Annotated in this window: 34 protein-coding genes; 3 read left to right on the top strand and 31 right to left on the bottom strand. The window is 31.1% G+C overall.

Translation table 11 applies throughout. The features are described 5' to 3' along the window. Nucleotides 1-7: 7 nt before the first annotated feature. Nucleotides 8-472, top strand: coding sequence for a RidA family protein (locus SAR11G3_RS05600; RefSeq protein ID WP_013695830.1), 465 nt, complete (start codon nucleotides 8-10; stop codon nucleotides 470-472). Here the strand turns inward: SAR11G3_RS05600 and clpA are convergent. The 4 genes from clpA to SAR11G3_RS05620 are packed head-to-tail and all read right to left on the bottom strand — an operon-like array spanning nucleotide 469 to nucleotide 5,157. Next, nucleotides 469-2,739, bottom strand: coding sequence for an ATP-dependent Clp protease ATP-binding subunit ClpA (gene clpA / locus SAR11G3_RS05605; RefSeq protein ID WP_013695831.1), 2,271 nt, complete (start codon nucleotides 2,737-2,739; stop codon nucleotides 469-471). The genes SAR11G3_RS05600 and clpA overlap by 4 nt on opposite strands. Further along, a complete protein-coding gene (locus tag SAR11G3_RS05610; protein WP_013695832.1) occupies nucleotides 2,740-3,045 on the bottom strand; it encodes an ATP-dependent Clp protease adaptor ClpS in 306 nt (101 codons plus the stop codon). Then, complete coding sequence (locus SAR11G3_RS05615) at nucleotides 3,038-4,348, bottom strand: UDP-glucose dehydrogenase family protein (RefSeq protein ID WP_013695833.1); 1,311 nt, start codon at nucleotides 4,346-4,348, stop codon at nucleotides 3,038-3,040. The genes SAR11G3_RS05610 and SAR11G3_RS05615 overlap by 8 nt, the downstream gene beginning before the upstream one ends. A gap of 2 nt (nucleotides 4,349-4,350) precedes the next feature. Next, nucleotides 4,351-5,157, bottom strand: a complete 807-nt coding sequence (locus SAR11G3_RS05620) for a sugar phosphate nucleotidyltransferase (RefSeq protein WP_041862391.1) — start codon at nucleotides 5,155-5,157, stop codon at nucleotides 4,351-4,353. 27 nt (nucleotides 5,158-5,184) lie between these two features. On the opposite strand from SAR11G3_RS05620, the gene SAR11G3_RS05625 reads away from it, so the two are divergent. Continuing rightward, nucleotides 5,185-5,979 (top strand): 4-phosphopantoate--beta-alanine ligase, encoded by a 795-nt coding sequence (locus tag SAR11G3_RS05625; protein ID WP_013695835.1) that lies wholly within the window; start codon nucleotides 5,185-5,187, stop codon nucleotides 5,977-5,979. Here SAR11G3_RS05625 and mgtE read toward each other — a convergent pair. After that, nucleotides 5,976-7,358: a magnesium transporter gene (mgtE, locus tag SAR11G3_RS05630; protein ID WP_013695836.1), complete on the bottom strand. Its 1,383-nt coding sequence runs from the start codon at nucleotides 7,356-7,358 to the stop codon at nucleotides 5,976-5,978. The two genes, SAR11G3_RS05625 and mgtE, sit on opposite strands and share 4 nt — an antisense overlap. A 24-nt stretch (nucleotides 7,359-7,382) precedes the next feature. Between mgtE and lipB the strand changes: the two genes are divergently transcribed. Then, entirely contained in the window at nucleotides 7,383-8,006 is a 624-nt protein-coding gene (lipB, locus tag SAR11G3_RS05635; protein WP_013695837.1) for a lipoyl(octanoyl) transferase LipB, read from the top strand. On the opposite strand, the gene SAR11G3_RS05640 is transcribed toward lipB, so the two are convergent. The 26 genes from SAR11G3_RS05640 to rplD all read right to left on the bottom strand — a co-directional run bounded on the left by SAR11G3_RS05640 (nucleotide 7,996) and on the right by rplD (nucleotide 21,555). Continuing rightward, nucleotides 7,996-8,889, bottom strand: a complete 894-nt coding sequence (locus SAR11G3_RS05640) for an RluA family pseudouridine synthase (protein WP_013695838.1) — start codon at nucleotides 8,887-8,889, stop codon at nucleotides 7,996-7,998. The genes lipB and SAR11G3_RS05640 overlap by 11 nt on opposite strands. Continuing rightward, nucleotides 8,889-9,260 (bottom strand): fluoride efflux transporter CrcB, encoded by a 372-nt coding sequence (gene crcB, locus SAR11G3_RS05645; RefSeq protein ID WP_013695839.1) that lies wholly within the window; start codon nucleotides 9,258-9,260, stop codon nucleotides 8,889-8,891. The genes SAR11G3_RS05640 and crcB overlap by 1 nt, the downstream gene beginning before the upstream one ends. Beyond that, nucleotides 9,260-9,733: a 50S ribosomal protein L17 gene (gene rplQ, locus SAR11G3_RS05650; RefSeq protein WP_013695840.1), complete on the bottom strand. Its 474-nt coding sequence runs from the start codon at nucleotides 9,731-9,733 to the stop codon at nucleotides 9,260-9,262. The genes crcB and rplQ overlap by 1 nt, the downstream gene beginning before the upstream one ends. Nucleotides 9,734-9,736: 3 nt before the next feature. Next, on the bottom strand, nucleotides 9,737-10,753 hold the full coding sequence (locus SAR11G3_RS05655; RefSeq protein WP_013695841.1) for a DNA-directed RNA polymerase subunit alpha: 1,017 nt from the start codon (nucleotides 10,751-10,753) through the stop codon (nucleotides 9,737-9,739). Between the two features lie 25 nt (nucleotides 10,754-10,778). Then, on the bottom strand, nucleotides 10,779-11,249 hold the full coding sequence (gene rpsK, locus SAR11G3_RS05660) for a 30S ribosomal protein S11 (RefSeq protein WP_013695842.1): 471 nt from the start codon (nucleotides 11,247-11,249) through the stop codon (nucleotides 10,779-10,781). 3 nt (nucleotides 11,250-11,252) lie between these two features. Beyond that, the gene (gene rpsM, locus SAR11G3_RS05665; RefSeq protein WP_013695843.1) at nucleotides 11,253-11,636 is read right to left on the bottom strand and encodes a 30S ribosomal protein S13; all 384 of its coding nucleotides are present in this window, start codon (nucleotides 11,634-11,636) and stop codon (nucleotides 11,253-11,255) included. Nucleotides 11,637-11,698: 62 nt separating this feature from the next. Further along, the gene (locus tag SAR11G3_RS05670; RefSeq protein WP_013695844.1) at nucleotides 11,699-12,352 is read right to left on the bottom strand and encodes an adenylate kinase; all 654 of its coding nucleotides are present in this window, start codon (nucleotides 12,350-12,352) and stop codon (nucleotides 11,699-11,701) included. Further along, on the bottom strand, nucleotides 12,352-13,662 hold the full coding sequence (gene secY / locus SAR11G3_RS05675; protein WP_041862392.1) for a preprotein translocase subunit SecY: 1,311 nt from the start codon (nucleotides 13,660-13,662) through the stop codon (nucleotides 12,352-12,354). The genes SAR11G3_RS05670 and secY overlap by 1 nt, the downstream gene beginning before the upstream one ends. A 3-nt stretch (nucleotides 13,663-13,665) precedes the next feature. Continuing rightward, on the bottom strand, nucleotides 13,666-14,127 hold the full coding sequence (gene rplO, locus SAR11G3_RS05680) for a 50S ribosomal protein L15 (RefSeq protein WP_445082403.1): 462 nt from the start codon (nucleotides 14,125-14,127) through the stop codon (nucleotides 13,666-13,668). Then, entirely contained in the window at nucleotides 14,127-14,624 is a 498-nt protein-coding gene (gene rpsE, locus SAR11G3_RS05685; RefSeq protein ID WP_013695847.1) for a 30S ribosomal protein S5, read from the bottom strand. Before rpsE ends, rplO begins: the two co-directional genes overlap by 1 nt. A 2-nt stretch (nucleotides 14,625-14,626) precedes the next feature. Next, a complete protein-coding gene (gene rplR / locus SAR11G3_RS05690; RefSeq protein ID WP_013695848.1) occupies nucleotides 14,627-14,968 on the bottom strand; it encodes a 50S ribosomal protein L18 in 342 nt (113 codons plus the stop codon). Beyond that, the gene (gene rplF, locus SAR11G3_RS05695; protein ID WP_013695849.1) at nucleotides 14,969-15,505 is read right to left on the bottom strand and encodes a 50S ribosomal protein L6; all 537 of its coding nucleotides are present in this window, start codon (nucleotides 15,503-15,505) and stop codon (nucleotides 14,969-14,971) included. A 5-nt stretch (nucleotides 15,506-15,510) separates the two neighbouring features. Beyond that, nucleotides 15,511-15,912: a 30S ribosomal protein S8 gene (rpsH, locus tag SAR11G3_RS05700; RefSeq protein ID WP_013695850.1), complete on the bottom strand. Its 402-nt coding sequence runs from the start codon at nucleotides 15,910-15,912 to the stop codon at nucleotides 15,511-15,513. Nucleotides 15,913-15,935: 23 nt separating this feature from the next. Then, nucleotides 15,936-16,241: a 30S ribosomal protein S14 gene (gene rpsN, locus SAR11G3_RS05705; protein WP_013695851.1), complete on the bottom strand. Its 306-nt coding sequence runs from the start codon at nucleotides 16,239-16,241 to the stop codon at nucleotides 15,936-15,938. Beyond that, nucleotides 16,241-16,795 carry a 50S ribosomal protein L5 gene (rplE, locus tag SAR11G3_RS05710; protein WP_013695852.1) on the bottom strand — a complete coding sequence of 185 codons (555 nt, stop codon included), beginning with the start codon at nucleotides 16,793-16,795 and terminating at the stop codon, nucleotides 16,241-16,243. The genes rpsN and rplE overlap by 1 nt, the downstream gene beginning before the upstream one ends. Nucleotides 16,796-16,800: 5 nt before the next feature. Beyond that, entirely contained in the window at nucleotides 16,801-17,220 is a 420-nt protein-coding gene (gene rplX, locus SAR11G3_RS05715; RefSeq protein WP_013695853.1) for a 50S ribosomal protein L24, read from the bottom strand. Beyond that, entirely contained in the window at nucleotides 17,220-17,588 is a 369-nt protein-coding gene (rplN, locus tag SAR11G3_RS05720; RefSeq protein WP_013695854.1) for a 50S ribosomal protein L14, read from the bottom strand. Before rplN ends, rplX begins: the two co-directional genes overlap by 1 nt. Continuing rightward, nucleotides 17,585-17,821: a 30S ribosomal protein S17 gene (rpsQ, locus tag SAR11G3_RS05725; protein WP_013695855.1), complete on the bottom strand. Its 237-nt coding sequence runs from the start codon at nucleotides 17,819-17,821 to the stop codon at nucleotides 17,585-17,587. Before rpsQ ends, rplN begins: the two co-directional genes overlap by 4 nt. Further along, entirely contained in the window at nucleotides 17,821-18,012 is a 192-nt protein-coding gene (gene rpmC, locus SAR11G3_RS05730; protein WP_013695856.1) for a 50S ribosomal protein L29, read from the bottom strand. The genes rpsQ and rpmC overlap by 1 nt, the downstream gene beginning before the upstream one ends. A gap of 1 nt (nucleotide 18,013) precedes the next feature. Further along, nucleotides 18,014-18,430 carry a 50S ribosomal protein L16 gene (gene rplP, locus SAR11G3_RS05735; RefSeq protein ID WP_013695857.1) on the bottom strand — a complete coding sequence of 139 codons (417 nt, stop codon included), beginning with the start codon at nucleotides 18,428-18,430 and terminating at the stop codon, nucleotides 18,014-18,016. Further along, nucleotides 18,430-19,110: a 30S ribosomal protein S3 gene (gene rpsC / locus SAR11G3_RS05740; protein ID WP_013695858.1), complete on the bottom strand. Its 681-nt coding sequence runs from the start codon at nucleotides 19,108-19,110 to the stop codon at nucleotides 18,430-18,432. Before rpsC ends, rplP begins: the two co-directional genes overlap by 1 nt. Nucleotides 19,111-19,113: 3 nt before the next feature. Continuing rightward, a complete protein-coding gene (gene rplV, locus SAR11G3_RS05745; protein WP_013695859.1) occupies nucleotides 19,114-19,500 on the bottom strand; it encodes a 50S ribosomal protein L22 in 387 nt (128 codons plus the stop codon). 2 nt (nucleotides 19,501-19,502) lie between these two features. Beyond that, nucleotides 19,503-19,799: a 30S ribosomal protein S19 gene (gene rpsS / locus SAR11G3_RS05750; RefSeq protein ID WP_013695860.1), complete on the bottom strand. Its 297-nt coding sequence runs from the start codon at nucleotides 19,797-19,799 to the stop codon at nucleotides 19,503-19,505. 3 nt (nucleotides 19,800-19,802) lie between these two features. Further along, nucleotides 19,803-20,630: a 50S ribosomal protein L2 gene (gene rplB, locus SAR11G3_RS05755; RefSeq protein ID WP_013695861.1), complete on the bottom strand. Its 828-nt coding sequence runs from the start codon at nucleotides 20,628-20,630 to the stop codon at nucleotides 19,803-19,805. A gap of 2 nt (nucleotides 20,631-20,632) precedes the next feature. Beyond that, nucleotides 20,633-20,929 (bottom strand): 50S ribosomal protein L23, encoded by a 297-nt coding sequence (rplW, locus tag SAR11G3_RS05760; RefSeq protein WP_013695862.1) that lies wholly within the window; start codon nucleotides 20,927-20,929, stop codon nucleotides 20,633-20,635. Then, nucleotides 20,926-21,555, bottom strand: a complete 630-nt coding sequence (rplD, locus tag SAR11G3_RS05765; protein WP_013695863.1) for a 50S ribosomal protein L4 — start codon at nucleotides 21,553-21,555, stop codon at nucleotides 20,926-20,928. Before rplD ends, rplW begins: the two co-directional genes overlap by 4 nt. Nucleotide 21,556: the final 1 nt, after the last annotated feature.

The raw sequence follows: 21,556 nt of genomic DNA on the forward strand, positions 1-21,556 counted from the left end.
GATTTAAATGTCTGCAATTGAGAAAAAGTTAAAAGAATTAAATATCGAAATACCAATACCACCGTCGCCTGTTGGAAATTACTTGGCATACAAAATTAGTGGTAACAAAATATATATATCTGGACAGTTACCGATTAATAAAGATGGAAACATGATTAAGGGGAAAATTGGAAATGAACTAACAGAAGAAGATGGCAAAAAAGCTGCTCTACTATGCATATTGAATAGCATAGGACATTTAAAAAATGCAGTTGAAAATTTAGATAAGGTAAAAAGTTGTATTAAAATTAATGGCTATATCAATTCAGTAAATAACTTTGAAAATCATCCTACTCTATTAAACTCAGCTTCCGATCTACTGGTTAAAATATTTGGTGAAAAAGGTAAACATGCAAGAGCTGTTGTGGGAGTGTCTAGCCTCCCATTAAATGCTGCTGTGGAAATTGAAACTATTTTCGAAATAGAAATTTAATTTTTTAAAGAAACTTTTTCAAGTTTAGTAATTTTAAAATTAAATTTAGTGTCTTTACAGTCAATAAATACAAAACCTCCATCAATTAATTTTCCATGGATAATTTCATTGGCCAAGGGTTTTCTTATTTTTTCATCGATCGTTCTAGATATGGGTCTGGCTCCCATTGTTTGACTATAACCAATGCTACAAATTAAATCGCAAGCCTCATCAGATAATTCAATAGTAATATCTCTAGCATTCAACTGAATTTCTAGCTCAATAATAAACTTACTTACTACCTGTCTTATAATTTCTTTATTTAAATTATTAAATCTAATTACCGAATCTAAACGATTTCTAAATTCTGGAGTAAATATTTTTTTTATAGTTTCAAAATCATTATTATTATAGGTTTCTTTTACAAAACCAATTTGATTTTTTTCCAAATCTGTAGCCCCTGCATTCGTAGTTAAAATCAAAATAATATTTCTAAAATCAATTTTTTTACCATTTTGGTCAGTTAAATTTCCATAGTCCATTATTTGTAGTAAAATATTATAAATATCAGGATGTGCTTTTTCTATTTCATCAATTAACAAAACAGCATGAGGATTTTTTTCAACCAATTCCGAAAGTTGCCCACCTTGATCAAAACCTACATATCCTGGAGGCGCACCTATAAGCTTAGAAATTGTATGCCGTTCAGAATATTCTGACATGTCAAAACGAATAAGCTCAACTCCCAATGTTTTTGCCAGTTGTTTGGCTAGTTCTGTTTTTCCCACTCCTGTAGGACCGCTAAATAAATAATTACCAATAGTTTTATTAGAATCTCTTAAGCCTGACCGAGAGAGCTTAATGGAGCTGGCCAATGCTTCTATGGCATGATCTTGCCCATAAATTATTCTTTTTAAGTTTTTTTCTATATCCTTTAAGTAGTTTCTATCATTCAAGGTAATATTTTTTTCTGGAATTTTTGTTATTTTAGAAACTATTTTTTCTATATCTGACTCATCTAACACATCTTTTTTTTGATCATTTTTTTTTAATGACTCGTACGATCCTAGTTCATCTATAATATCAATTGACTTGTCTGGCAGTCTTTTGTTTCCTATGTATTTGTAAGAAAGATCAACCGAAGCTCTTATCGCATCATCAGAGTATTTAACTTTATGAAAATCTTCATACTTAGCTTTTAGTCCAAACATTATTTTATATGCATCTTCAACACTAGGTTCAGAAACATCAATTTTTTGAAATCTTCTTTGTAAGGCCCTATCCTTTTCAAAAAACTGTCTATATTCAGAAAAAGTTGTTGAACCAACGCACCTAATCTGACCAGATTGTAAAGCAGGTTTGAGCATATTGGCAGCATCCATAGAATTTCCAGAAGTAGATCCAGTTCCAACAAGCGAGTGTATTTCATCAATAAATAAAATGTATTTTGGATTTTTTTCTATTTCATTAATAATAGCCTTTAATCTTTCTTCAAAATCTCCTCTATACCTAGTTCCTGCTATTAAAAGTCCCATATCCAATGAATAAATTACATTGTCTTTAAGAATGTCAGGCACTTCGTTTCTAAAAATTTTATTGGCCAGACCTTCAACTATTGCAGTTTTGCCAACACCTGGATCCCCGACTAATAGAGGGTTGTTTTTTGTCCGCCTACACAAAATTTGAGTTATTCGGTCAACCTCGTCATTTCTTCCTACAAGAGTATCAATTTTATTTTTTTCTGCCCTCTTTATTAAATTAACACAATAGGTATCAAGTGGTGAGTTTGGACTAGATTCTCTTGTTTTGCTCTTTTCATTAGCACTATCCACATAGGTGAAATTGTCAATTTTTGTAATACCGTGAGAAATAAAATTTACAACATCATATCTGGTAACTTCCTGCTCTTGCAAAAAGTAAGTTGCATGACTTTCCCTCTCTGCGAATAGAGAAACTAAAATATTTGCACCTGTTACTTCGCTTTTACCAGAAGACTGAACATGAACAATAGATCTCTGAATTACTCTTTGAAATCCAGATGTTGGCTGAGGGTCGTTGTTTTTTTCAGAATTAACAATATTGTCTAATTCGTTATCAATGTAATACTCAAGATTTTCTTTTAATAAATCTGTGTCTACACTACAAGCCTTCATAACATTTAAAGCATCCTCTTCATCTGTCAGCGAAAGCAACAAGTGTTCCAAAGTTACATATTGGTGATTTTTTTCTGTAGCAACTTGAAAAGCTTTAGAAATAGATTTCTCTAATGATTTGGTAAAAGTTGCCATTTATTTAACCTCCATTATACACTTTAAGGGAAACAAATTTTGTTTAGCATAATTGTTAACTAGTGATGTTAAGGTTTTTGCAATATCTTTTGTATATGTGCCGCAAATAGCAGAACCATCTTCGTGAATTTTTAGCATAACATTTTTAGCTTTATTGTTTGTCATTTTAAAAAATATTATCAAAACTTGTATAACAAATTCCATAGTTGTGAAATCATCATTTAATAGAATGACATTATAATAAGGTGGTTTGGTAGTTTTTGTGGATAGTTTTCTTTTTCTTATAGCAGTTAAAGTTTTACTCATGAAAAGGACGGCCTATAGAATAATATTTTATTTTTTTATTTTTAAATTCATCAGGATGATACAAATTCCTTAAATCACAAATAGATAGTTTTTTGTTTTTACTCACTTTGTTAAAATCAATATTTTTAAATTCGTCCCAATCACTATGAATAATAACAAAATCACAGTTTGTGATTAATTCTTTTTGATTAATGCAGTATTTAATTTTTTTGTACTTAGACAGAATGCTCTTGCTGCCCGTTGGTTCGTAATAGCTAATTTTTAAATTATTCTTTAAAAGCTTAGGAATAATAAACAGGCTTGACGAATCTCTCATATCATCTGTATTAGCTTTAAAAGTTACACCTAAAAAACCGATCTTTTTAAGATTGTTTTGTTTGGCAATTTTTAAAATTTTTTGAGTGATTAAATTGTTACGATTTCCATTGGATCGTATTACGTTTTTAACTAAACTCAGGTTTACTTTAAAGTCATCAGAAGTCTTTGCTAGCGCTTTTGTATCTTTTGGAAAGCAAGAGCCACCATATGCGGGACCAGCCCTTAAGAAACGAGAGCCAATTCTTTGATCGGTTCCTATACCCTCAGCAATATCATCAACATTGATTCCTGTTTTTTCACAAAGATTAGCAATCTCGTTAATAAAAGTAATTTTAGTAGCTAAAAAAGCATTGGCTGCATACTTTATCAATTCAGCAGCTTTACGTGAGACAACAATAAACTTAGCACCTTTTTTTATAATTGGATCGTATAGCTTTTTAAGAATAGGTGAAATTTTTTTTGAATTATTAGTTCCAATTACTACTCTGTCGGGGTATCTAAAGTCTCTGAGAGCCTCCCCTTCTCTTAAAAATTCTGGATTTGAAACTACATCAAACTTATTGCTAGGGTTATGTTTACTTAAAATTTTTTCTATCCTATCTCCTGTTCCAAGAGGCACTGTAGACTTTGTGATTATAGTCTTGTGTTTATTGAGATTTTTTGAAATAGTTTTTGCAACTTTAAATACATTGGATAGATCAGCTGATTGACCATTTTTTCCTGACGGAGTACCTACAGCAATAAAGATGATGTCTGAGTTTTGAATGGCTTTATCGATATCAGTTGTAAAAATAAGTCTTTTTGCATTAAAATTTTTATTAACAATTTCATCTAGCCCCGGTTCGTAAATTGGAAGTATATTGTTTTCTAAGTCTTTTATTTTTTTTTTATTATTATCTACGCAATAAACTGTATTCCCGAAATCAGAGAACAAAACTCCGGACACTAAACCTACATAACCTGTTCCAATAAAACAAATTTTCATGGTTAATAATTGCCTATTTTATTGAATGATTCAATATAACCATCCATAGTTCCACAGTCCAAATACGATCCTTTAAAAATAGATCCATTAAATTTTTCACCACTAATCAAGAGCTTATTCATTGCATCGGTAATTTGAACTTCTCCATGCTTACCTTTTTTGCTTTTATTTAGAAACTTAAATATTTTTTTACTTAAAATATACCTGCCAATAATAGCGTATTTTGAAGGTGCTAGAGAAATTTTAGGTTTTTCAACAAATTTATTAATATCGAGTATACTCTTATTTTTTTTAGAAAATCCTAAAATTCCATACCTATCAACGTCTTTTTTCTGAACAATCTTGGTCGCAACAACTGATGACTTGTAAGCTTTGTGTATACTAACTAATTCACGGCTACAATTCTTCTTAATTATTATGTCATCGGGCAAAATTAGTAAAAAATGATCTGATATTATTTTTTTACGACACGCATTTACCGCATCACCTAATCCTTTTGCAGAATTTTGATAAACAAATTTTATCTTTTTTTGATACTTTTTAAGAATATTTATTTTTTTAATTGCTTTTTTATTATTTAAGATTCTTTTTTCTAGTTCGCGATCTTTATCAAAGTATTTTTTTATAATACTTTTTCGTTTTGAAATCACTAAAAACACTTCTTTAATGCCTGCTTCATCACATTCTTTTAAAACTCTTTCTAAAATAGATGTTTTTCCTAAAGGCCAAAGCTCTTTGGGGAAAGCTTTCGTTAAAGGTAACATCCTTGTTCCAAGACCTGCTAGTGGTATAATTGCTTGAGTGATCATAAATAAAAAATTATAAAAAAGTAATAAATGAAAATTATAAAAAAATCCAATTTAATCCACAATATATCGATTAAACACAAAGATATAGGCTTTGTACCGACGATGGGTGCGTTGCACGAAGGTCACATATCCCTCATTAAAAAAAGCAAAGAGAAATCAAAAAAAACTATTGTGAGTATTTTTGTCAATCCAAAGCAATTTAATAAGAAAAAAGATTTTGCAACATATCCAAATAATCTCAGAAATGATCTGTCCATTTGTAAAAAACTAAAAGTAGATTACGTATTTATTCCCAATGCCCACGAGATTTATCGTTGGAATGATAAAAAAATTCTTACACCTAAAATTGATAATATTATGGAGGAAAAATTTAGAAAAGGTCACTTAAATGGAGTTCTTGCAGTTATGTCCAAGTTTCTCTCTATTATAAAATGTTCTAAAATTTATATGGGGAAAAAAGACTATCAACAATTAAATCTTATAAAAAATTTAATAAAATTAAATAAGATTAAATGCTCTATTGTTGAGTGCAAAACAATTAGAATGAAAAATGGTGGTGCACTTTCCTCTAGAAATCTCTTATTAAGCAATGATGCATTGTTAGTTGTCGGCAAAGTTTACCGTTTTTTAAAGCTATATAAAAAACATGGTGGTGGGCTTTTATTTGTCAGGTCTAAACTTGAAAAAATAGGAGTTAAAAAAATTGACTATATTAAACTAATTAATCTTTTAAATTTTAAAGAGGTAAAAAAAATTAGCTCTAATACAAATATATTTATAGCTTATTATTTAAATGGTGTTCGTTTAATAGATAATCTTTAAAATTGAAGAAAATAACTTGCCAATCCTAAAAAAGACAAGAAACCAAATACATCTGTTACTGTCGTAACAAATACACTGGATGAAATAGCTGGGTCTATTTTAAATTTATTTAATGTAATAGGAACAACTATGCCAAAGAAACCAGCGGCAGTCATATTTATAGTCATAGCTACTGCAATTAATAATGAAAGATGAACGTCACGAAACCATATGTATATTGCTATGCCAGCAATCACGGCAAAAATTAAGCCGTTGAACAGTCCTACTAGAAATTCTTTGGAAATAATTTTAGAAACATTCGAAGCTATAAGTTCCTTGGTTGCGATCAAACGAACTGTAACCGTTAAAGTTTGTGTTCCAGCATTGCCACCCATAGATGCAACAATCGGCATTAATATTGCCAATGCTACAACTTTTTCTATACTGGCATTGAAAAGACTTATGACAGTAGATGCAAGTATTGCTGTTAATAAATTAATTGCAAGCCATACAAATCTTTTTTTGGTGATGCTAAATGCTGTATCTGATATTTCTTCATCACTTACACCAGCTAATCTTAAAGTATCTTCTTCTGCTTCTTCTTTTATAATAGTTACAATATCGTCTCCTGTTATCATACCTATGAGTTTGTGATTACTATCTACAACGCCAGCAGAAAAAAGGTTGTATTGCTCAAAGTTGTAAGCAACTTGTTCCTGATCCATTTCTGCAGGAATTAAAAACTTATTGCTATTCATAATAGAGTTCATCTTAACTTCCCTTGAAGTTCTTAGCACTCTTGATGAGGGGACTGAGCCGACAGGAATATTCAATTCATTAATAATAAATATTTCCAAAAATTCTTTTGGTAGCTCATTAGTTTCTCTCAAATAATCAATGGTCTGTCCTACAGACCAATCTTGTGGCACTGCTGCAAATTCTCTTTGCATAATTCTAGCTGCAGAATTTTCTGGGTAAGTACTGAGAGTTTCTTCAAATAAGTTTTTGTCTTCAAGGGGTATTTTGGTAAGGACTCTATCTTTTTTTTCAACTGTTAAGTTTTCAATAATTTGTAAAGCGTTATCAGATTCTAGACTATTTACTATTTTGACTATTTTATCAGATGATATTTTTTCTAAAATATCTTTTTGAAGCTCATCTGTAAGTTCAACTATAACATGAGGATTAATTTTAAAGTTTTCTAAAGCAATTAGTTCAAATCTTTTTTTTTCAGGGAGATTGGATATCACTTCTGCAATATCCGAAGGGTGTAATTTAGCTAAAAGACTATCAACTGCAAATAAATCTTTTTTATCGATTTTATCAATAAGGTCATCTAAGTAAGAAGTGGAGATATTGAATTCTATTTTTTTAGATTTGATTTCGTTATTGTTTTCCATAATAATAAAGTACTTTCGTTTATAATGAATATTGAAATAAAAATCAGTAAAAAACCAGTTGATTATCAAAAGGCAATTGAAGAACTTGAACAAAGAACCTTGCAGGTTCATCGTAAAGAAAAAAGTGAATTGATATGGATACTTGAACATAAAGACATCTACACCTGTGGAACAAGCGGCAAAGACAATGAGCTGTTGGATAAAAAAAAATTCCCTATTTTAAAAACTAACAGAGGGGGTAAATGGACATATCATGGATCTGGTCAGAAAATTGTTTATTTTGTTTTGGATATGAACCACAGAGGAAAGGAGATCAGAAAACTTGTTAGGACAATTGAAGAGTGGATAATTTTAATACTAAATAAACACAATATCAAAGCTCATGCCGATTCAAAAAATATTGGGATATGGATTGATAAAGACAACAAGGAATACAAAATTGCTGCTATAGGTTTGAAGGTTAAAAAATGGATTGCATACCATGGATTTGCTCTAAACTTGGATGTTAATAAAAACAATTATGACGGAATAATACCATGTGGTATTTCCGATAGAGGAATAATAAATTGGTTGGAAATAAAAAAAATACCAAAATCACTAGATGAAACTATTATTTCCTCTTTTAAAGAAATATTTTTTACAGATTAGATTTTTTTAAAAAATTCTTAAACTCTTTGGGAGGTTCGACCTTGAATGTTTTTTCCTTGCCTTTGTCGTAAAAGGTAATTTTATAACTATGTAACATTAAAAACTTATCTTTATTTACATAATGAGGAATTTCATATTTTCCATCGCCCACTATTGGATGGTTAACTTTAAAAAATTGCTGCCTAATTTGATGTTTTCTACCGGTGATGGGTGTTGCCTCAACATAAGAAAAATCTTTATTTTTAGAGAGTACAGAAAAATCTGTTTCTGCTTTAAAGGTTTTCATTTGATTCTTTACTTTAAAAACCAAATCATGATCTAGAGTTCCTTCATTGCGAGGAATGGATCCGTACAAAATAGCCAAATAACTTTTTTTTACTTCTTTATTTCTAAATTGCTCAGACAAAGTCTGTGCAAATAATCTATTGCATGCAAATACAATAATACCAGAGGTTTCTTTGTCAATTCTGTGGACTAAATAAAATTTTTTATCTTCACTAAATTTATTCAATATATCAATTAAATTTTTTGGAGACTTGGTTCCAGACTGGACTGAAATACCAGATGGTTTATTTAAAATTAAATAATCATGATTCTCAAAGATTATATTGTTTCTAATTTCTTTGTATTCTTTAATATTAGCACTATAAGAAAATTTTTCATTTTCTTTTTTTTCTTCATAGCTAAATTGAAGAAAAATTTCATCTTCCAATTGAAGCTTATAAGAACTTTTAACCTTTTTGTTATTTACTTTAATTTTTCCTGAGCGTAACAATTTTTCAACAAAGGATTGGGGAAATTTTTGGGTGTTTAATTTTAACCACTTATCTATTCTAGTGTTTGCGTAATTTTCATCTATGGTGAATTTTTCATTAAATTTCATTAAAAAATACTAACAATTTTGTATCCAGCAAAAAACAAAAGCACACCACCAAAAACTGAAAGGACCAAGTAACTAATCATTTCTATATAAAGTGATTTGCTTAATAAATTAAATAAATCCATAGAAAATGTAGAAAAAGTTGTAAACCCCCCTAACAAACCTATTGCAATATAGATTCTAATATTTTCAGTAATAATATTTTTGTCAAACAATGAAATGCAAATGCCTATAAAAAAAGAACCTAACAAGTTCACTATGACCGTACTGACAGGAAAGTTTAGGTAGAAAAATCTGGGGGTAATTAGATAGAGAGAATATCTCAATACACTTCCAGCTGCTCCAAATAAAGCAACTAGCAGATAGAGTTTCATTATTTTTTAGTTAGTTTGGTGTCTTTGCTTTCTACTACTGGATTTTTAGACTCTTGTTCATTTTTATTATCAGCTTTTTTTTGAACAGGGCCAGAATCTTGTCCCTTGGCATTAAAATCTTTATCAACCAATTCTATATAAGCGGTTGGAGCATTGTCTCCAAAACGAAAACCAGATTTTACAACTCTCGAATAACCACCATTCCTCTTTTCATATCTTTTGGACAAAATAGTTGTTAATTTAGTTACAGAGCTTTTGTCTTGTAACTTAGAAAATAAAATTTTCTTTGAGGCTAGAGTGTTTTTTTTACCAATAGTAATAACTTTATCAATAATGGGCTTTAACTCTTTAGCTTTTGGAACGGTTGTTTTGATTTGCTCATGTTTAATTAATGAGTTTATCATATTTTGAAACATAGCTTTTCTATGCTCAGAAGTTCTATTTAGCTTTCTATGTCCGTGACCGTGTCTCATAATTTATTTGTACTCATCCTCTAGTTTTTTAGAGAGTTCTGAAATATTTTCTGGAGGCCAATTTGGAATTTCAATACCTAAATATAAAGACATTCCAGAAATTACCTCTTTAATTTCATTAAGTGATTTTCTACCAAAATTGGGTGTTCTTAGCATTTCACCTTCTGTTTTTTGAACCAAGTCACCAATATAAATAATGTTATCATTTTTTAAGCAATTCATAGATCGAACTGAAAGTTCTAGCTCATCGACTCTTCTTAAAAGATTTTTGTTAAATTCAGGCTCACTTTGCGTTGGCTGAACTACAACTTCTTTTGGTTCATCAAAATTAACAAATAATGACAATTGATCTTGAAGAATTCTAGCAGCAAATGCTAAGCAATCATCTGAAGCAACAGAGCCATTCGTTTCTATTTCCATAGTAAGTTTATCATAATCAATAGACAAACCTTCTCTTGTATTAGATACATTGTAAGAAACTCTTTTTACTGGGCTATAAACTGAATCGATAGGAATTAAACCTAACGGAGAATCTTTTTCTCTATTTTTATCAGCAGATACATATCCTTTTCCAGTATTCACAACAAATTCCATGTAAACTTTTGAATTTTCATCTAAGTTACAAATAACCTGATCGGGATTTAAAATCTCAATATCAGGGTTTGGATTAATCATTTTTGCAGTAATTTCTCCTGGTCCTTTTGCATCAAGAATAAGTTTTTTTGGACCATTTGTATTTAATTTTAAAGACAAGGATTTAATATTTAAAACTATGTCTGTAACATCTTCTCTAACGCCATTAATTGATGAAAACTCATGCAACACGCCGTCAATTTGTATCGCGGTAACTGCTGTTCCTTGAATAGAAGAAAGAAGAACTCTTCTTAATGCATTACCTAAAGTTAAAGCAAAACCACGCTCTAAAGGCTCAACAACTATTTTTGCAAATTTTTTATCTTCGCTGGCTTGAATATCAATCTTAGAAGGTTTGATTAATTCTTTCCAATTTTTATCTATCAATGTTAGCTCCTGTTTCTATTTATTGTTAAACTCTTCTTTTTTTAGGTGGTCTACAACCGTTGTGAGCAATTGGACTTGTGTCTTTGATGGACAAAATTTTAAAACCCCTTGCTTGCAATGCTCTTAACGCTGTTTCCCTTCCCGAACCTGGTCCTTTTACTTCAACATCTATATTTTTAAGTCCATACTCAGCTGCTTTTAATGCAGCATCATCCGCAGCTACTTGGGCTGCGTAAGGAGTGGATTTTCTTGAACCCTTAAATCCCTTTGATCCAGCAGAAGACCATGACAATACGTTTCCATCTTTGTCTGTAATGGAAATAATAGTATTATTAAAAGTTGCATTTACAAATGCCTTTCCATTAATCACTACTTTTTTTTCTTTCTTCTTTGCTTTGAACTTACTTTTCTTTTTTGAATCGGCTTTTTTAGAATCAGCTTTCTTTGGTTCTTTCTTGCCGGAATCTGATTTTTTTTTAATTTCTTCTGTGCTCATTTATTATTTTTTCATCACTGTTAATTTTTTACCTGCAATTGCAATCGCTTTTCCTTTTCTTGTTCTTGCATTGGAGTGTGTTCTTTGTCCTCTTACTGGTAATTTTTTTCTGTGTCTTGTTCCTCTATAAGTACCCAAATCTCTCAGGCGCTTAATATTTAATGAAATATCCCTTCTAAGATCTCCCTCCACAGAATAGTTTTTGTCAATCAGTTCCCTAACTTTCAAAACTTCATCTTCGGTTAAATTATTTACTCTTTTAGATCTATCAATATTTAACTCTTTGCAAATTTTTTCAGCGTAATGATCACCTATTCCGTAGATATACTGTAGTGCAATATATACTTGTTTGTTTAATGGAAGATTTATTCCTGATATACGAGCCATACTAAGTGATTGTAATTTTTAGTTTATAAAACTGTTGGAATATACAAATCCTTCTTTCAAAGTCAACTTTTTAAGTCTTTGATAATATTGGATATTTGATCTGAAACCATAGCAATTTGACCCATAGCATCAACATCTGAAACTATGTTTTTTGCTGAGTAATAATCAAGGATTGGTAGAGTAGACTCGTCGTAAGTTTTTAATCTTTTGCTTACCGTATCCTCATTATCGTCAGATCGCTTAACTAAAGTTCTAGACTTGCAGTTGGGATCTTCACAGGTTGTTGGGGGGTCAAAAAACTCATTAAAAGTCTTTTTGCAAACTGAGCATGATAGTCTTCCAGATATTCTTTTGGTTAAAATTGAATAGTCTACTTTCAGATTAAGAACTAACGATATTGACTGGGAGTGTTTTTCTAACAAGTTGTCTAAAGTTTTGGCTTGGTCAATATTTCTAGGAAATCCATCAAAAATAATTCTATTTTCTATACTTTTGTCTTCTAATTTTTTTTCAATAAGATTATTTATAATGTCGTCTGAAACAAGCTTTCCTGAATTCATTAATACTTCTATTTCTGAAGCTAGTTTAGAACCGCTCTTTAATTCATTTCTCAGCAAATCGCCTGTAGAGAGTTGAAAAAAATTGAAATTATTAATTAAGAAAGAAGACTGGGTACCTTTGCCTGCCCCAGGTGGTCCAAAAATAATTATATTCATTACCTTGAGAATTTAGTTTTTTTAATTAACGAAGCGTATTGAGCACTCATTAACCTTGTTTGAACTTGTGTTATTGTATCCATCGCAACAACTGCAACAATAAGCAAAGACGTTCCTCCCAAATAAAAAGGAATGGGATATTTTGAAATAAGAACTTCTGGCAACAAGCAAATTATTACTAAATAACTTGATCCTATTACTGTCAATTTTGTCAAAAGATTTTGAATAAATTCTGAAGTTTTGTCACCTGGTCTAATTCCTGGAACAAATCCCCCATTCTTTTTTAAATTATCGGAGGTTTCTACTGGATTGAAAATAATAGAAGTGTAAAAAAAAGAAAAGAACACAATACCAGATGCATAAAAGATCATATAGAGAGGCTTTCCTTGTCCTAACATAGAGGTAATAGATAAAATAATTGAATTTGAACTGGTAGAAAAGTTAGACAATGTGACTGGCAGCAAAAGTAATGCTGATGCAAAGATCGCTGGTATGACACCTGCAGTATTAACTTTTAAGGGTAGGTAAGAAGATTCTCCACCGTACATTTTATTACCCATTTGTCTTTTGGGGTATTGAATTAATATTCTTCGCTGCGCTCTTTCCACATAAACAATAAAATATATAGCAGCCAACAAAAGAACTAGGATAGACAAAATAGCAACGCTAGAAATTGCACCCGTTCTACCCAATTCAAATGTCGAGGCAAGCGCTCTTGGAATTTCAGCAACAATTCCAGAAAAAATAATTAATGAAATACCATTACCAACACCCCTGGCAGTTATCTGCTCTCCTAGCCACATGATCAAAATAGTACCTGTTACCAATGTAACTGTAGTAACAAACCTAAAATACATTCCAGGATCCAGAACAATTCCTTGTGAATTTTCTAGACTAACAGAAACTCCATATCCCTGGACCAAAGCAAGCAATACTGTTCCGTACCTTGTATATTGAGTAATTTTTTTTCTTCCGTATTCACCCTGACTTTTTAAATTCTTAAAATACTCTGTAACACCAGTTAATAACTGAATAATAATGGAAGCCGAAATGTAGGGCATTATACCCAAAGTAAGAATTGCCATACGTTGGACAGCTCCACCCGCGAATACGTTAAACATACCAAGAAGACTTCTTTCGTTTCCTGAAATTAGATTTTTAAGGGAATCTGGGTCTATGCCGGGTATGGGAACGTAAGTACAAAATCTATAAATAACTAAAATGAATAAAGTGTAGAAAATCCTTTTACTTAAATCGTTTCCCTGAAAAAAACTGGATCCACTATTTGATGTATCGGAAAAGTTAGACATTATCTATTTAACTATTTCTATTGATCCGCCCGAACTTTCAATTTTGCTTTTCGCACTTTTGCTTGCAGAATGAGCTAAAATATTAATTTTATGTTTAATTTCGCCTGTGCCTAAAATTTTTACTTTAACGTATTTGTAATTTTTTTTATCTTTTGAAAACAAAAGAGATGCCAAATCTAACTTCTCAGCAATACTAATTTTATTTTTATCAATTAGTTTTGACAGGTCGTTTAAGTTTATAACTAAATTATTAGCTCTTTTTGAAATTGCATTAAAACCTCTTTTAGGCAACCTTCTAAACAAAGGCATTTGACCACCTTCGTATCCTTTTATAGAAACGCCTGAACGAGATTTTTGACCCTTAACTCCTCTTCCAGCTGTTTTTCCTTTTCCAGACCCAATGCCTCTTCCAACTCTTTTTGAGGTTTTGTGTAGTTTTACTCCAATTTCATTTAAGTTCATTATTATCTCCTTGCAACAATATCTTTAATTTTTTTTCCTCTAATTAAGGAAATGTCTTTTGGTGTTTGTTGACTACCTAGTGCAACAAAAACAGCTCGGATCAAATTATAAGGATTTGCAGATCCAATAGATTTTCCTACCACATCTTGAATACCCGACATTTCACATATAGCTCGAACTGCTCCACCGGCAATAATTCCTGTACCAGCAGGGGCGCTTCTTAAAACTACCTTACCGGCTCCGCTCTTTCCCTTTACATCATGGTGCAAAGTTCTTCCGTCTCTTAAAGGTATTTTAATTAATGATTTTTTTGCAGCTTCTGAAGCCTTTTTAATAGCATCTGGAACTTGTTTGGCTTTACCCTGTCCATAACCTACTTGACCTTTTTGATTTCCAGCCACAACTAATGCTGCAAACCCAAATCTTCTTCCACCTTTTACTACTTTTGTAATTCTGTTGATGGCTACTAATTTTTCTTTAATCTCTGATACCTTGCTCATATTTAAAACTTCAAACCTCCAGTTCTTGCTGCTTCAGCAAGTGATTTAACTCTTCCGTGATACCTATACGAACCCCTATCAAAAAATACTTCTTTGATACCTTTTTCTATGGACCGTTCAGCAATAAGCTTTCCTACAATTTTAGAAACCTCTGTTTTACTTTTTTTCTCTATATTTTTTTCTTTTGAAGATGCGCTAGCTATAGTTGAACCTTTTTTATCATCTATTAATTGAGCATAGATATTATTGAGGGACCTAAACACTGAAAGTCTTGGTTTACCGTTGTTTACTTTTTTTAACTTAGATCTGATTCTGCTTTTTCTAGTCAGGGTTTTATTTCTCATTTATTTTTTCTTCCCTTCTTTTTTCAGAATAAACTGGCCGTCAGCAGTTATTCCTTTTTGTTTATATGGCTCAACTGGTTTTAAAAATTTAATATCAGATGCAACTTTACCAATCAGCTGCTTGTCATTTCCATTTAAAGTAATTTTGGTTTGCTTATCAATTTTTACCGTAATGCCCTCTGGTACATCAAATAAAATATCGTGGCTAAAACCCAATTGAAATTTAATTTTTTTACCTTCTAAGCTAGCTCTGAATCCAACTCCATTTAAATTTAAAACAATTTCATATCCTGCAGAAATTCCTATTAAAGCATTGTTAATCAAACTTCTTTGCAATCCCCAAAAGACTTTATTTTTAGTTTCTGTTTTTTTAGAAGTTACTGATAAAATGTTATTTTCTATTTTTGTATCAAGCAATTCTGTGTTTAAAATAATTTCTTTTTTCCCCTTAGGTCCTTCCATGGAAAGAATATTTCTGTTAATGGAAACTTTGACTTGATCAGGTATTGTAATGCTTTTTTTTCCAATTTTTGACATAGATATTAAGAAATATTACAGATTATTTCTCCTCCAAGTTTTTGATCTCTAGCTTCATTGTCAGAAAGTATACCTTTTGAGGTTGAGATAATAGCGATTCCTAGTCCGTTCAATACTCTTGGTAGGCTTTCAAATCGTGTGTAAATTCTTCTGCCAGGTTTTGAAATTCTTTTAATTTCTCTGATAACTGGCGTTCCATGCACATATTTTAAATTTACTTTCAATGCCTCAAAAGAAGAATCTTTTTCTGTAACCACATCGTAGCTAGAAATAAAACCCTCACGCTGCATTACATCTAAAACAAATTTTTTAAACTTTGAGCTTGGTATTAACACAGTAGGATGCAACTTCATTTGTGCGTTTCTAATTCTAGTTAACATATCTCCTATTGGATCTGATATTGTCATATAATTTTTCCTTTCCTATTCCCTTACCAACTCGATTTAGTCATGCCTGGTATTTTGCCCATAGAAGCTAATTTTCTAAGTGCAATACGAGACATTTTAAGTTTTCTGTAATAACCGTGAGGTCTTCCAGTAATTTCACATCTATTTACAATTCTATTTTTTGCTGAATTTTGTGGAATTTTAGCAAGCTTCAAACTAGCTTCAAATCTTTCATTTAGATTAGTTTTTTTATCCATAATAATAGCTTTTAATTTTTTTCTTTTACTTTCAAAACGCTTAACCATTTTCACTCTTTTTAAATTTCTGTGTATCGCGGATATTTTTGCCATTAATTAGACCCTTTCTTATAAAATGGAAAATCAAAGCTATCTAGCAAAGCTTTTGATGCTTCCTTATTGTTTGTAGACGTCACAACTGTGATATCCAACCCTCTTAATTTTTCAATTTTGTCAAAACTAACTTCTGGAAAAATAACGTGCTCTTTAATTCCAAAACTATAATTTGCTTCTGAGTCAAAGCTATCTGGATTTAAACCACGAAAGTCTTTAATTCTTGGTAGTGCCATGTTGATTAATCTATCTAAAAAATAATACATATTGTTTTTTCTTAAAGTAACTTTAAGTCCAAGTGGAATATCTTTTCTAGTTTTGAAATTTGCCACTGCTTTTTTAGACTTGGTAACAATAGGAAGTTGTCCTGTTAAGTTTGCTAAATCTTCTTTTATAATCTTTAAAATCTTACTATCAGAAGCATCCAAGCCTAGGCCCATATTCAATACAATTTTTTCAATTTTAGGAGCTTGCATTGTGTTTTTAATAGATAGATTTTTTACTATGTTAGGTAAAATTTCTTCTAGATATATTTTCTTTAATCTTGGTATCATTGTTCTTATTTACCTTTTTTTTTAGTTGTCTTGGAAGTTTTCTTCGTATCTTTTTTCTCAGAGTTTTTTTTTGTTGGCTTGATATTTTTTTTAATGTCTTTCTTTTTAGAATCTTTTTTTACTTTTTTAACGGAAGATTTCTCTTTTGCTTTCGGCTTAACTGATGCTTTGGTTTCTTCCTTTTTACCTAGCTTTTTTTTATCAGCAGCTTCAACTAAAAGGTTGGATAAATGAATTGATTGCTCCACGCTAATTATTCCACCTTTTTTTTCCTTTGTAGGTTTGGTGTGTTTTTTTACCATATTAAGTCCTTTGACAGTTGCTCTGTATCTGTCTTTAAATATTTCTATGATCTCTCCACTTTTACCTCTGTCATCACCAGAAATCACTTTAACTGTATTTCCTTTTTTAAATTTTAATTTCATTACAGCACCTCTGGAGCTAATGAAATAATTTTCATATGTTTTTTTACTCTCAACTCTCTTGTAACTGGACCAAAAATACGAGTACCAATTGGCTCGTTATTAGCTGCAATTAACACAGCTGCATTGGTATCAAATTTAATTGCAGAACCATCTTTTCTAAAAATTTGTTTTCTCGTCCTAACAACCACGGCTTTATGAACGTCTCCTTTTTTAACTTTTCCTTTAGGAGCACAATCTTTAATACTTACAACAATCACATCTCCAATAGATGCATATCTTCTTTTTGATCCTCCAAGAACTTTAATACATTCAATTCTTTTTGCTCCTGTATTATCAGCCACTTCTAATTCTGTTTGAATTTGAATCATGCTTTATCTCCAATAACTCTCCATTTTTTTAACTTGGATATGGGTGCGGATTCAATGATTTTAACAGTATCCCCAACAGCATAGTTGCCCTCCTCATAGTGAGCGTGATATTTTTTAGATCTTTTGATTACTTTGGATAAGACAGGGTGCCTAAACTTTCTTTCCACATTTACCACTAATGTTTTTGAATTTTTAGTACTTACTATTTTACCTTGTAAAGTTCTTTTGCTCATTATGCTTTCTTCTTCTGATTAATAAAAGTTAGTATTTTAGCTATCGTTCTTCTAACAGTCGTAATTCGAGCACTATTAGTAATTTGAGAGTTCATCTTTTGAATTCTTAAATTAAACTGCTCTTTTTTAAAATTGCCTAGCTCTTTTTCAAGCTGAGTAACTGATAAATTTTTTATATCTTTTGTTTTCATATTAAATATTTATATTTCTTTTAATTACTTTTGTTTTTATCGGTAGCTTAGAAGAAGCCCTATCAAAAGCTTCTTTAGCTACAAGATCCGAAACGCCATCGATTTCAAAAATAATTCTTCCAGGCTTAACTCTGAACACATAATATTCCACATTTCCTTTACCTTTACCCATACGAACTTCAATAGGCTTTTTAGAAACTGGAATGTTTGGAAAAATTCTCAACCATACTCGTCCAGCTCTTTTCATATGTCTTGTTAGAGCAACTCTGGCAGCTTCAATTTGTCGTGATGTAATTCTTTCTGGCTCAAGAGCCAACAACCCATGAGATCCAAAATTCATGGTTGCACCACGTTCAGCAGTACCATTGATTCTACCTTTGTGAGCTTTTCTAAATTTTGTTCTAGCTGGCTGTAACATTATTTTGTTTTCTCTTCCTCTTTTTCACTTGCAATTTTTTTCTGCAAGTCTTTTTGAAACACTACACCTTTGTAGATGTAGACTTTAATTCCTATAATTCCGTAAGTAGTAAGCGCCTCACACTCCGCGTAATCAATTTCTGCTCTTAAAGTGTGCAATGGAACACTACCCTCTCGCAACCACTCTGTTCTTGCTATTTCGTTTCCAGCCAATCTACCACTGATCATCACTTTGATACCTTTGGCACCAATTCTCATGGTTGATTGCATTGCTCTTTTCATCGCTTTTCTGTAGGCGATCCTTTTTTCAATTTGCTGCGCAATGTTTTCAGCTACTAAATAAGCATCTAGCTCTGGTTTTCTAATTTCTTTTATATTGACCGAAACCTCATCTGTAACAATTTTTCCAATGTTGCTCTTAATTTTTTCAATATCAGAACCCTTTTTCCCAATCACAAAACCAGGTCTAGAGGTAAAAATTGTAACATTACATTTTTTAGAAGGACGCTCGATTAAAATTCTTGAAATTCCAGAATTTTTTATATTGGCATTAATGTATTTTCTAATTTTAAAATCTTGTATTAAATAGGTTCCGTAAGCTTCTTTCTTAGCAAACCAAATAGAATCCCAGTTTCTATTAATTTTAAGTCTAATTCCAATTGGATTAATCTTCTGTCCCATTGTCTAAGCTCCCTGTGGTACTTGCGCTGCTTCTTTTTTTTCTGAAACAACAATTGTTAAATTACTAAAATGCTTTTTGATACTAGCTGCCCTACCTTTTGCTCTTGGTCTAAATCTTTTTAATGTAATGCCCTTGCCAACATAAGCCTCTTTTATAATTAGTGTATCTATGTCTAATTGATTATTATTTTCAGCGTTAGCTACAGCAGATTTGATTGTTTTAATTATTTCTTTAGAAACACGTTTATTATTAAATTGAAGATCCCTTAAAACAAGATCTACTTTTCTACCTCTAATAGATTGCAATATTTCGTTAATTTTTCTTGTTCCAGATTTTAAATTGTTAAAAACTGCTTTAACGGTTGATAAATCTTTTTTAATTTTTGCCATAATTATTTTTTAACAGCTTTTGCTGGAGCTGCTTTTGAAGTTGATGCTGTGTGACCAGGAAACTGTCTAGTGGGTGAAAATTCACCTAACTTATGACCAATCATTTCCTCCGATATTGTTATTGGAATAAATTTTTTACCGTTATGAATTTCAAATTTTTGTCCAATAAATTCTGGAATAATAGTTGAGTTTCTAGACCAGGTTTTGATAGGTCTTTTCGAGTCTGTTTGTTTTTGTTTTTCCACTTTCTTAATTAAGCTTGGGTGTACAAAAGGGCCTTTCCAAATAGAGCGTGCCATAAATTATCTTTTTTTCTTTCTAGAAATAATAAACTGATCTGTTTTTTTATTATTTCTTGTTTTTAAACCTTTAGTACCTTGACCCCAAGGAGTGACAGGATCTCTACCACCTGAAGTCTTACCCTCACCACCACCGTGCGGGTGATCAACAGGGTTCATCACAACACCTCTAGATTGAGGTCTAATACCTAACCATCTGTTTCTACCAGCTTTACCAATTTTTACGTTTTTATTATCTACGTTAGAAAGTTGTCCTATTGTAGCTCTACATTCTGCTCTTACTTTTCTAACCTCACCCGAAGATAATTTCACTGTTGTGTAATCACCATCTGTTCCCATAATAGTAGCAGATGTTCCAGCAGATCTTGCCATAACTCCACCTTTTCCAGGTGTTAACTCTATATTATGAACACTTGTTCCCCCTGGCATATCTTTAATTTTCATGCAATTTCCTGGAAGAATTTCTAATTTTTCACCTGAATAAATTTTTTCACCGATCTTAACCCCTTCTGGAGCTAGCATATAAGCTATAGTTTTATCTTCATATTCAACTAGCATGATATTAGCACTTCTAAATGGATCATGTTCAAATCTTTTTATTTCAGCAGCCATTTCAAATTTATTTCTCTTAAAATCAATAATTCTATATTTTTTTTTGTGCCCAGCACTTCTATGTCTTGAAGTAATCCTACCTTGGTTATTTCTACCCACCGCTCTGTGCATTTTTTTAGTTAAGGTTTTTTCTGACTTGCCTTTCCATAGGTGAGAACGATCAACTAAGATAGTACCTCTTGTAGACTTTGTGTATGGTTTAAAAGTTTTAAGTGCCATAATTAAATTCCTGCAGCAATATCAATGCTTTGCCCTTCTTTTAAAGTAATAATTGCTTTTTTGTATCCTGATTTTTTCGCAATTTTTCCTCTTACTGTTTTAAATCTATCTTTTGACAGCAAGGTATTTACCTTGATGACATTAACTTTGTACAATTTTTCAATACTTTTTTTAATCAAAGTTTTGGATGCTGTTTTAGAAACCTTAAATGTAATTTTATTTAGACCACTTAAATTAGTGCTTTTCTCAGTAATTACAGGAGATAAAATTATATCATATGCAAAAGTTTGATTTTTCATTTAGTTAATCGCTCCTCAAGAGTTTTTATTGCCTCTTTAGTAAAAAGAATTTTTTCAAATTTAATTAAGTCATATACGTTTGTACCCACTACTTTAATTCTTTTTGTATTAGGTATATTTTTCATGCTTTTAATGAATTTTTCTGAAGCCCCGTCATGATGAATAATCAAAGCAGACTTACTTTCTAATTTCGATAAAAAATTATTAAAAGATTTTGTTTTAAAAGTATCTAGCTTTGGTTCATCAAAAATATTTATGTTTTTAGTTAATACTTTTGAAGAAAGAGCGCTGATTAGACCAAGATTTTTTACTTTTTTATTTAGTTTTGTAAGTCTAGTCTGCCCTCTGTGTCTCGGACCATGTGCTATACCACCACCAACAAAAATAGGTGCTGTGATATTACCATGTCTTGCTCCACCTGAACCTTTTTGTTGAACAATTTTTCTTCTTGAACCTTTAACTTCACCTCGCGACTTAGTATGACCTTTTTTCTTCCTTTGGTTATTTAATTGCCAGTTAATAACCAGTTGAATTAAATCTTTTCTAGGTTTTAAAGAAAAAACTTGATCTGACACTTCGTGAGTACCTATTTTTTTACCTTCTATGTTAATTTCTTCTAATTTCATT

Source organism: Candidatus Pelagibacter sp. IMCC9063 (genome assembly GCF_000195085.1).
Lineage (GTDB): Bacteria > Pseudomonadota > Alphaproteobacteria > Pelagibacterales > Pelagibacteraceae > IMCC9063.

Excerpts from the sequence above, each read along its gene's own strand:
- SAR11G3_RS05600 (WP_013695830.1), top strand. The coding sequence starts at position 8 with ATGTCTGCAATTGAGAAAAAGTTAAAAGAATTAAATATCGAAATACCA.
- clpA (WP_013695831.1), bottom strand. The coding sequence starts at position 2,739 with ATGGCAACTTTTACCAAATCATTAGAGAAATCTATTTCTAAAGCTTTT.
- SAR11G3_RS05610 (WP_013695832.1), bottom strand. The coding sequence starts at position 3,045 with ATGAGTAAAACTTTAACTGCTATAAGAAAAAGAAAACTATCCACAAAA.
- SAR11G3_RS05615 (WP_013695833.1), bottom strand. The coding sequence starts at position 4,348 with ATGAAAATTTGTTTTATTGGAACAGGTTATGTAGGTTTAGTGTCCGGA.
- SAR11G3_RS05620 (WP_041862391.1), bottom strand. The coding sequence starts at position 5,157 with ATGATCACTCAAGCAATTATACCACTAGCAGGTCTTGGAACAAGGATG.
- SAR11G3_RS05625 (WP_013695835.1), top strand. The coding sequence starts at position 5,185 with ATGAAAATTATAAAAAAATCCAATTTAATCCACAATATATCGATTAAA.
- mgtE (WP_013695836.1), bottom strand. The coding sequence starts at position 7,358 with ATGGAAAACAATAACGAAATCAAATCTAAAAAAATAGAATTCAATATC.
- lipB (WP_013695837.1), top strand. The coding sequence starts at position 7,383 with ATGAATATTGAAATAAAAATCAGTAAAAAACCAGTTGATTATCAAAAG.
- SAR11G3_RS05640 (WP_013695838.1), bottom strand. The coding sequence starts at position 8,889 with ATGAAATTTAATGAAAAATTCACCATAGATGAAAATTACGCAAACACT.
- crcB (WP_013695839.1), bottom strand. The coding sequence starts at position 9,260 with ATGAAACTCTATCTGCTAGTTGCTTTATTTGGAGCAGCTGGAAGTGTA.
- rplQ (WP_013695840.1), bottom strand. The coding sequence starts at position 9,733 with ATGAGACACGGTCACGGACATAGAAAGCTAAATAGAACTTCTGAGCAT.
- rpsK (WP_013695842.1), bottom strand. The coding sequence starts at position 11,249 with ATGAGCACAGAAGAAATTAAAAAAAAATCAGATTCCGGCAAGAAAGAA.
- rpsM (WP_013695843.1), bottom strand. The coding sequence starts at position 11,636 with ATGGCTCGTATATCAGGAATAAATCTTCCATTAAACAAACAAGTATAT.
- SAR11G3_RS05670 (WP_013695844.1), bottom strand. The coding sequence starts at position 12,352 with ATGAATATAATTATTTTTGGACCACCTGGGGCAGGCAAAGGTACCCAG.
- secY (WP_041862392.1), bottom strand. The coding sequence starts at position 13,662 with ATGTCTAACTTTTCCGATACATCAAATAGTGGATCCAGTTTTTTTCAG.
- rpsE (WP_013695847.1), bottom strand. The coding sequence starts at position 14,624 with ATGAGCAAGGTATCAGAGATTAAAGAAAAATTAGTAGCCATCAACAGA.
- rplR (WP_013695848.1), bottom strand. The coding sequence starts at position 14,968 with ATGAGAAATAAAACCCTGACTAGAAAAAGCAGAATCAGATCTAAGTTA.
- rplF (WP_013695849.1), bottom strand. The coding sequence starts at position 15,505 with ATGTCAAAAATTGGAAAAAAAAGCATTACAATACCTGATCAAGTCAAA.
- rpsH (WP_013695850.1), bottom strand. The coding sequence starts at position 15,912 with ATGACAATATCAGATCCAATAGGAGATATGTTAACTAGAATTAGAAAC.
- rpsN (WP_013695851.1), bottom strand. The coding sequence starts at position 16,241 with ATGGCAAAAATATCCGCGATACACAGAAATTTAAAAAGAGTGAAAATG.
- rplE (WP_013695852.1), bottom strand. The coding sequence starts at position 16,795 with ATGATACCAAGATTAAAGAAAATATATCTAGAAGAAATTTTACCTAAC.
- rplX (WP_013695853.1), bottom strand. The coding sequence starts at position 17,220 with ATGAAATTAAAATTTAAAAAAGGAAATACAGTTAAAGTGATTTCTGGT.
- rplN (WP_013695854.1), bottom strand. The coding sequence starts at position 17,588 with ATGATTCAAATTCAAACAGAATTAGAAGTGGCTGATAATACAGGAGCA.
- rpsQ (WP_013695855.1), bottom strand. The coding sequence starts at position 17,821 with ATGAGCAAAAGAACTTTACAAGGTAAAATAGTAAGTACTAAAAATTCA.
- rpmC (WP_013695856.1), bottom strand. The coding sequence starts at position 18,012 with ATGAAAACAAAAGATATAAAAAATTTATCAGTTACTCAGCTTGAAAAA.
- rplP (WP_013695857.1), bottom strand. The coding sequence starts at position 18,430 with ATGTTACAGCCAGCTAGAACAAAATTTAGAAAAGCTCACAAAGGTAGA.
- rpsC (WP_013695858.1), bottom strand. The coding sequence starts at position 19,110 with ATGGGACAGAAGATTAATCCAATTGGAATTAGACTTAAAATTAATAGA.
- rplV (WP_013695859.1), bottom strand. The coding sequence starts at position 19,500 with ATGGCAAAAATTAAAAAAGATTTATCAACCGTTAAAGCAGTTTTTAAC.
- rpsS (WP_013695860.1), bottom strand. The coding sequence starts at position 19,799 with ATGGCACGCTCTATTTGGAAAGGCCCTTTTGTACACCCAAGCTTAATT.
- rplB (WP_013695861.1), bottom strand. The coding sequence starts at position 20,630 with ATGGCACTTAAAACTTTTAAACCATACACAAAGTCTACAAGAGGTACT.
- rplW (WP_013695862.1), bottom strand. The coding sequence starts at position 20,929 with ATGAAAAATCAAACTTTTGCATATGATATAATTTTATCTCCTGTAATT.
- rplD (WP_013695863.1), bottom strand. The coding sequence starts at position 21,555 with ATGAAATTAGAAGAAATTAACATAGAAGGTAAAAAAATAGGTACTCAC.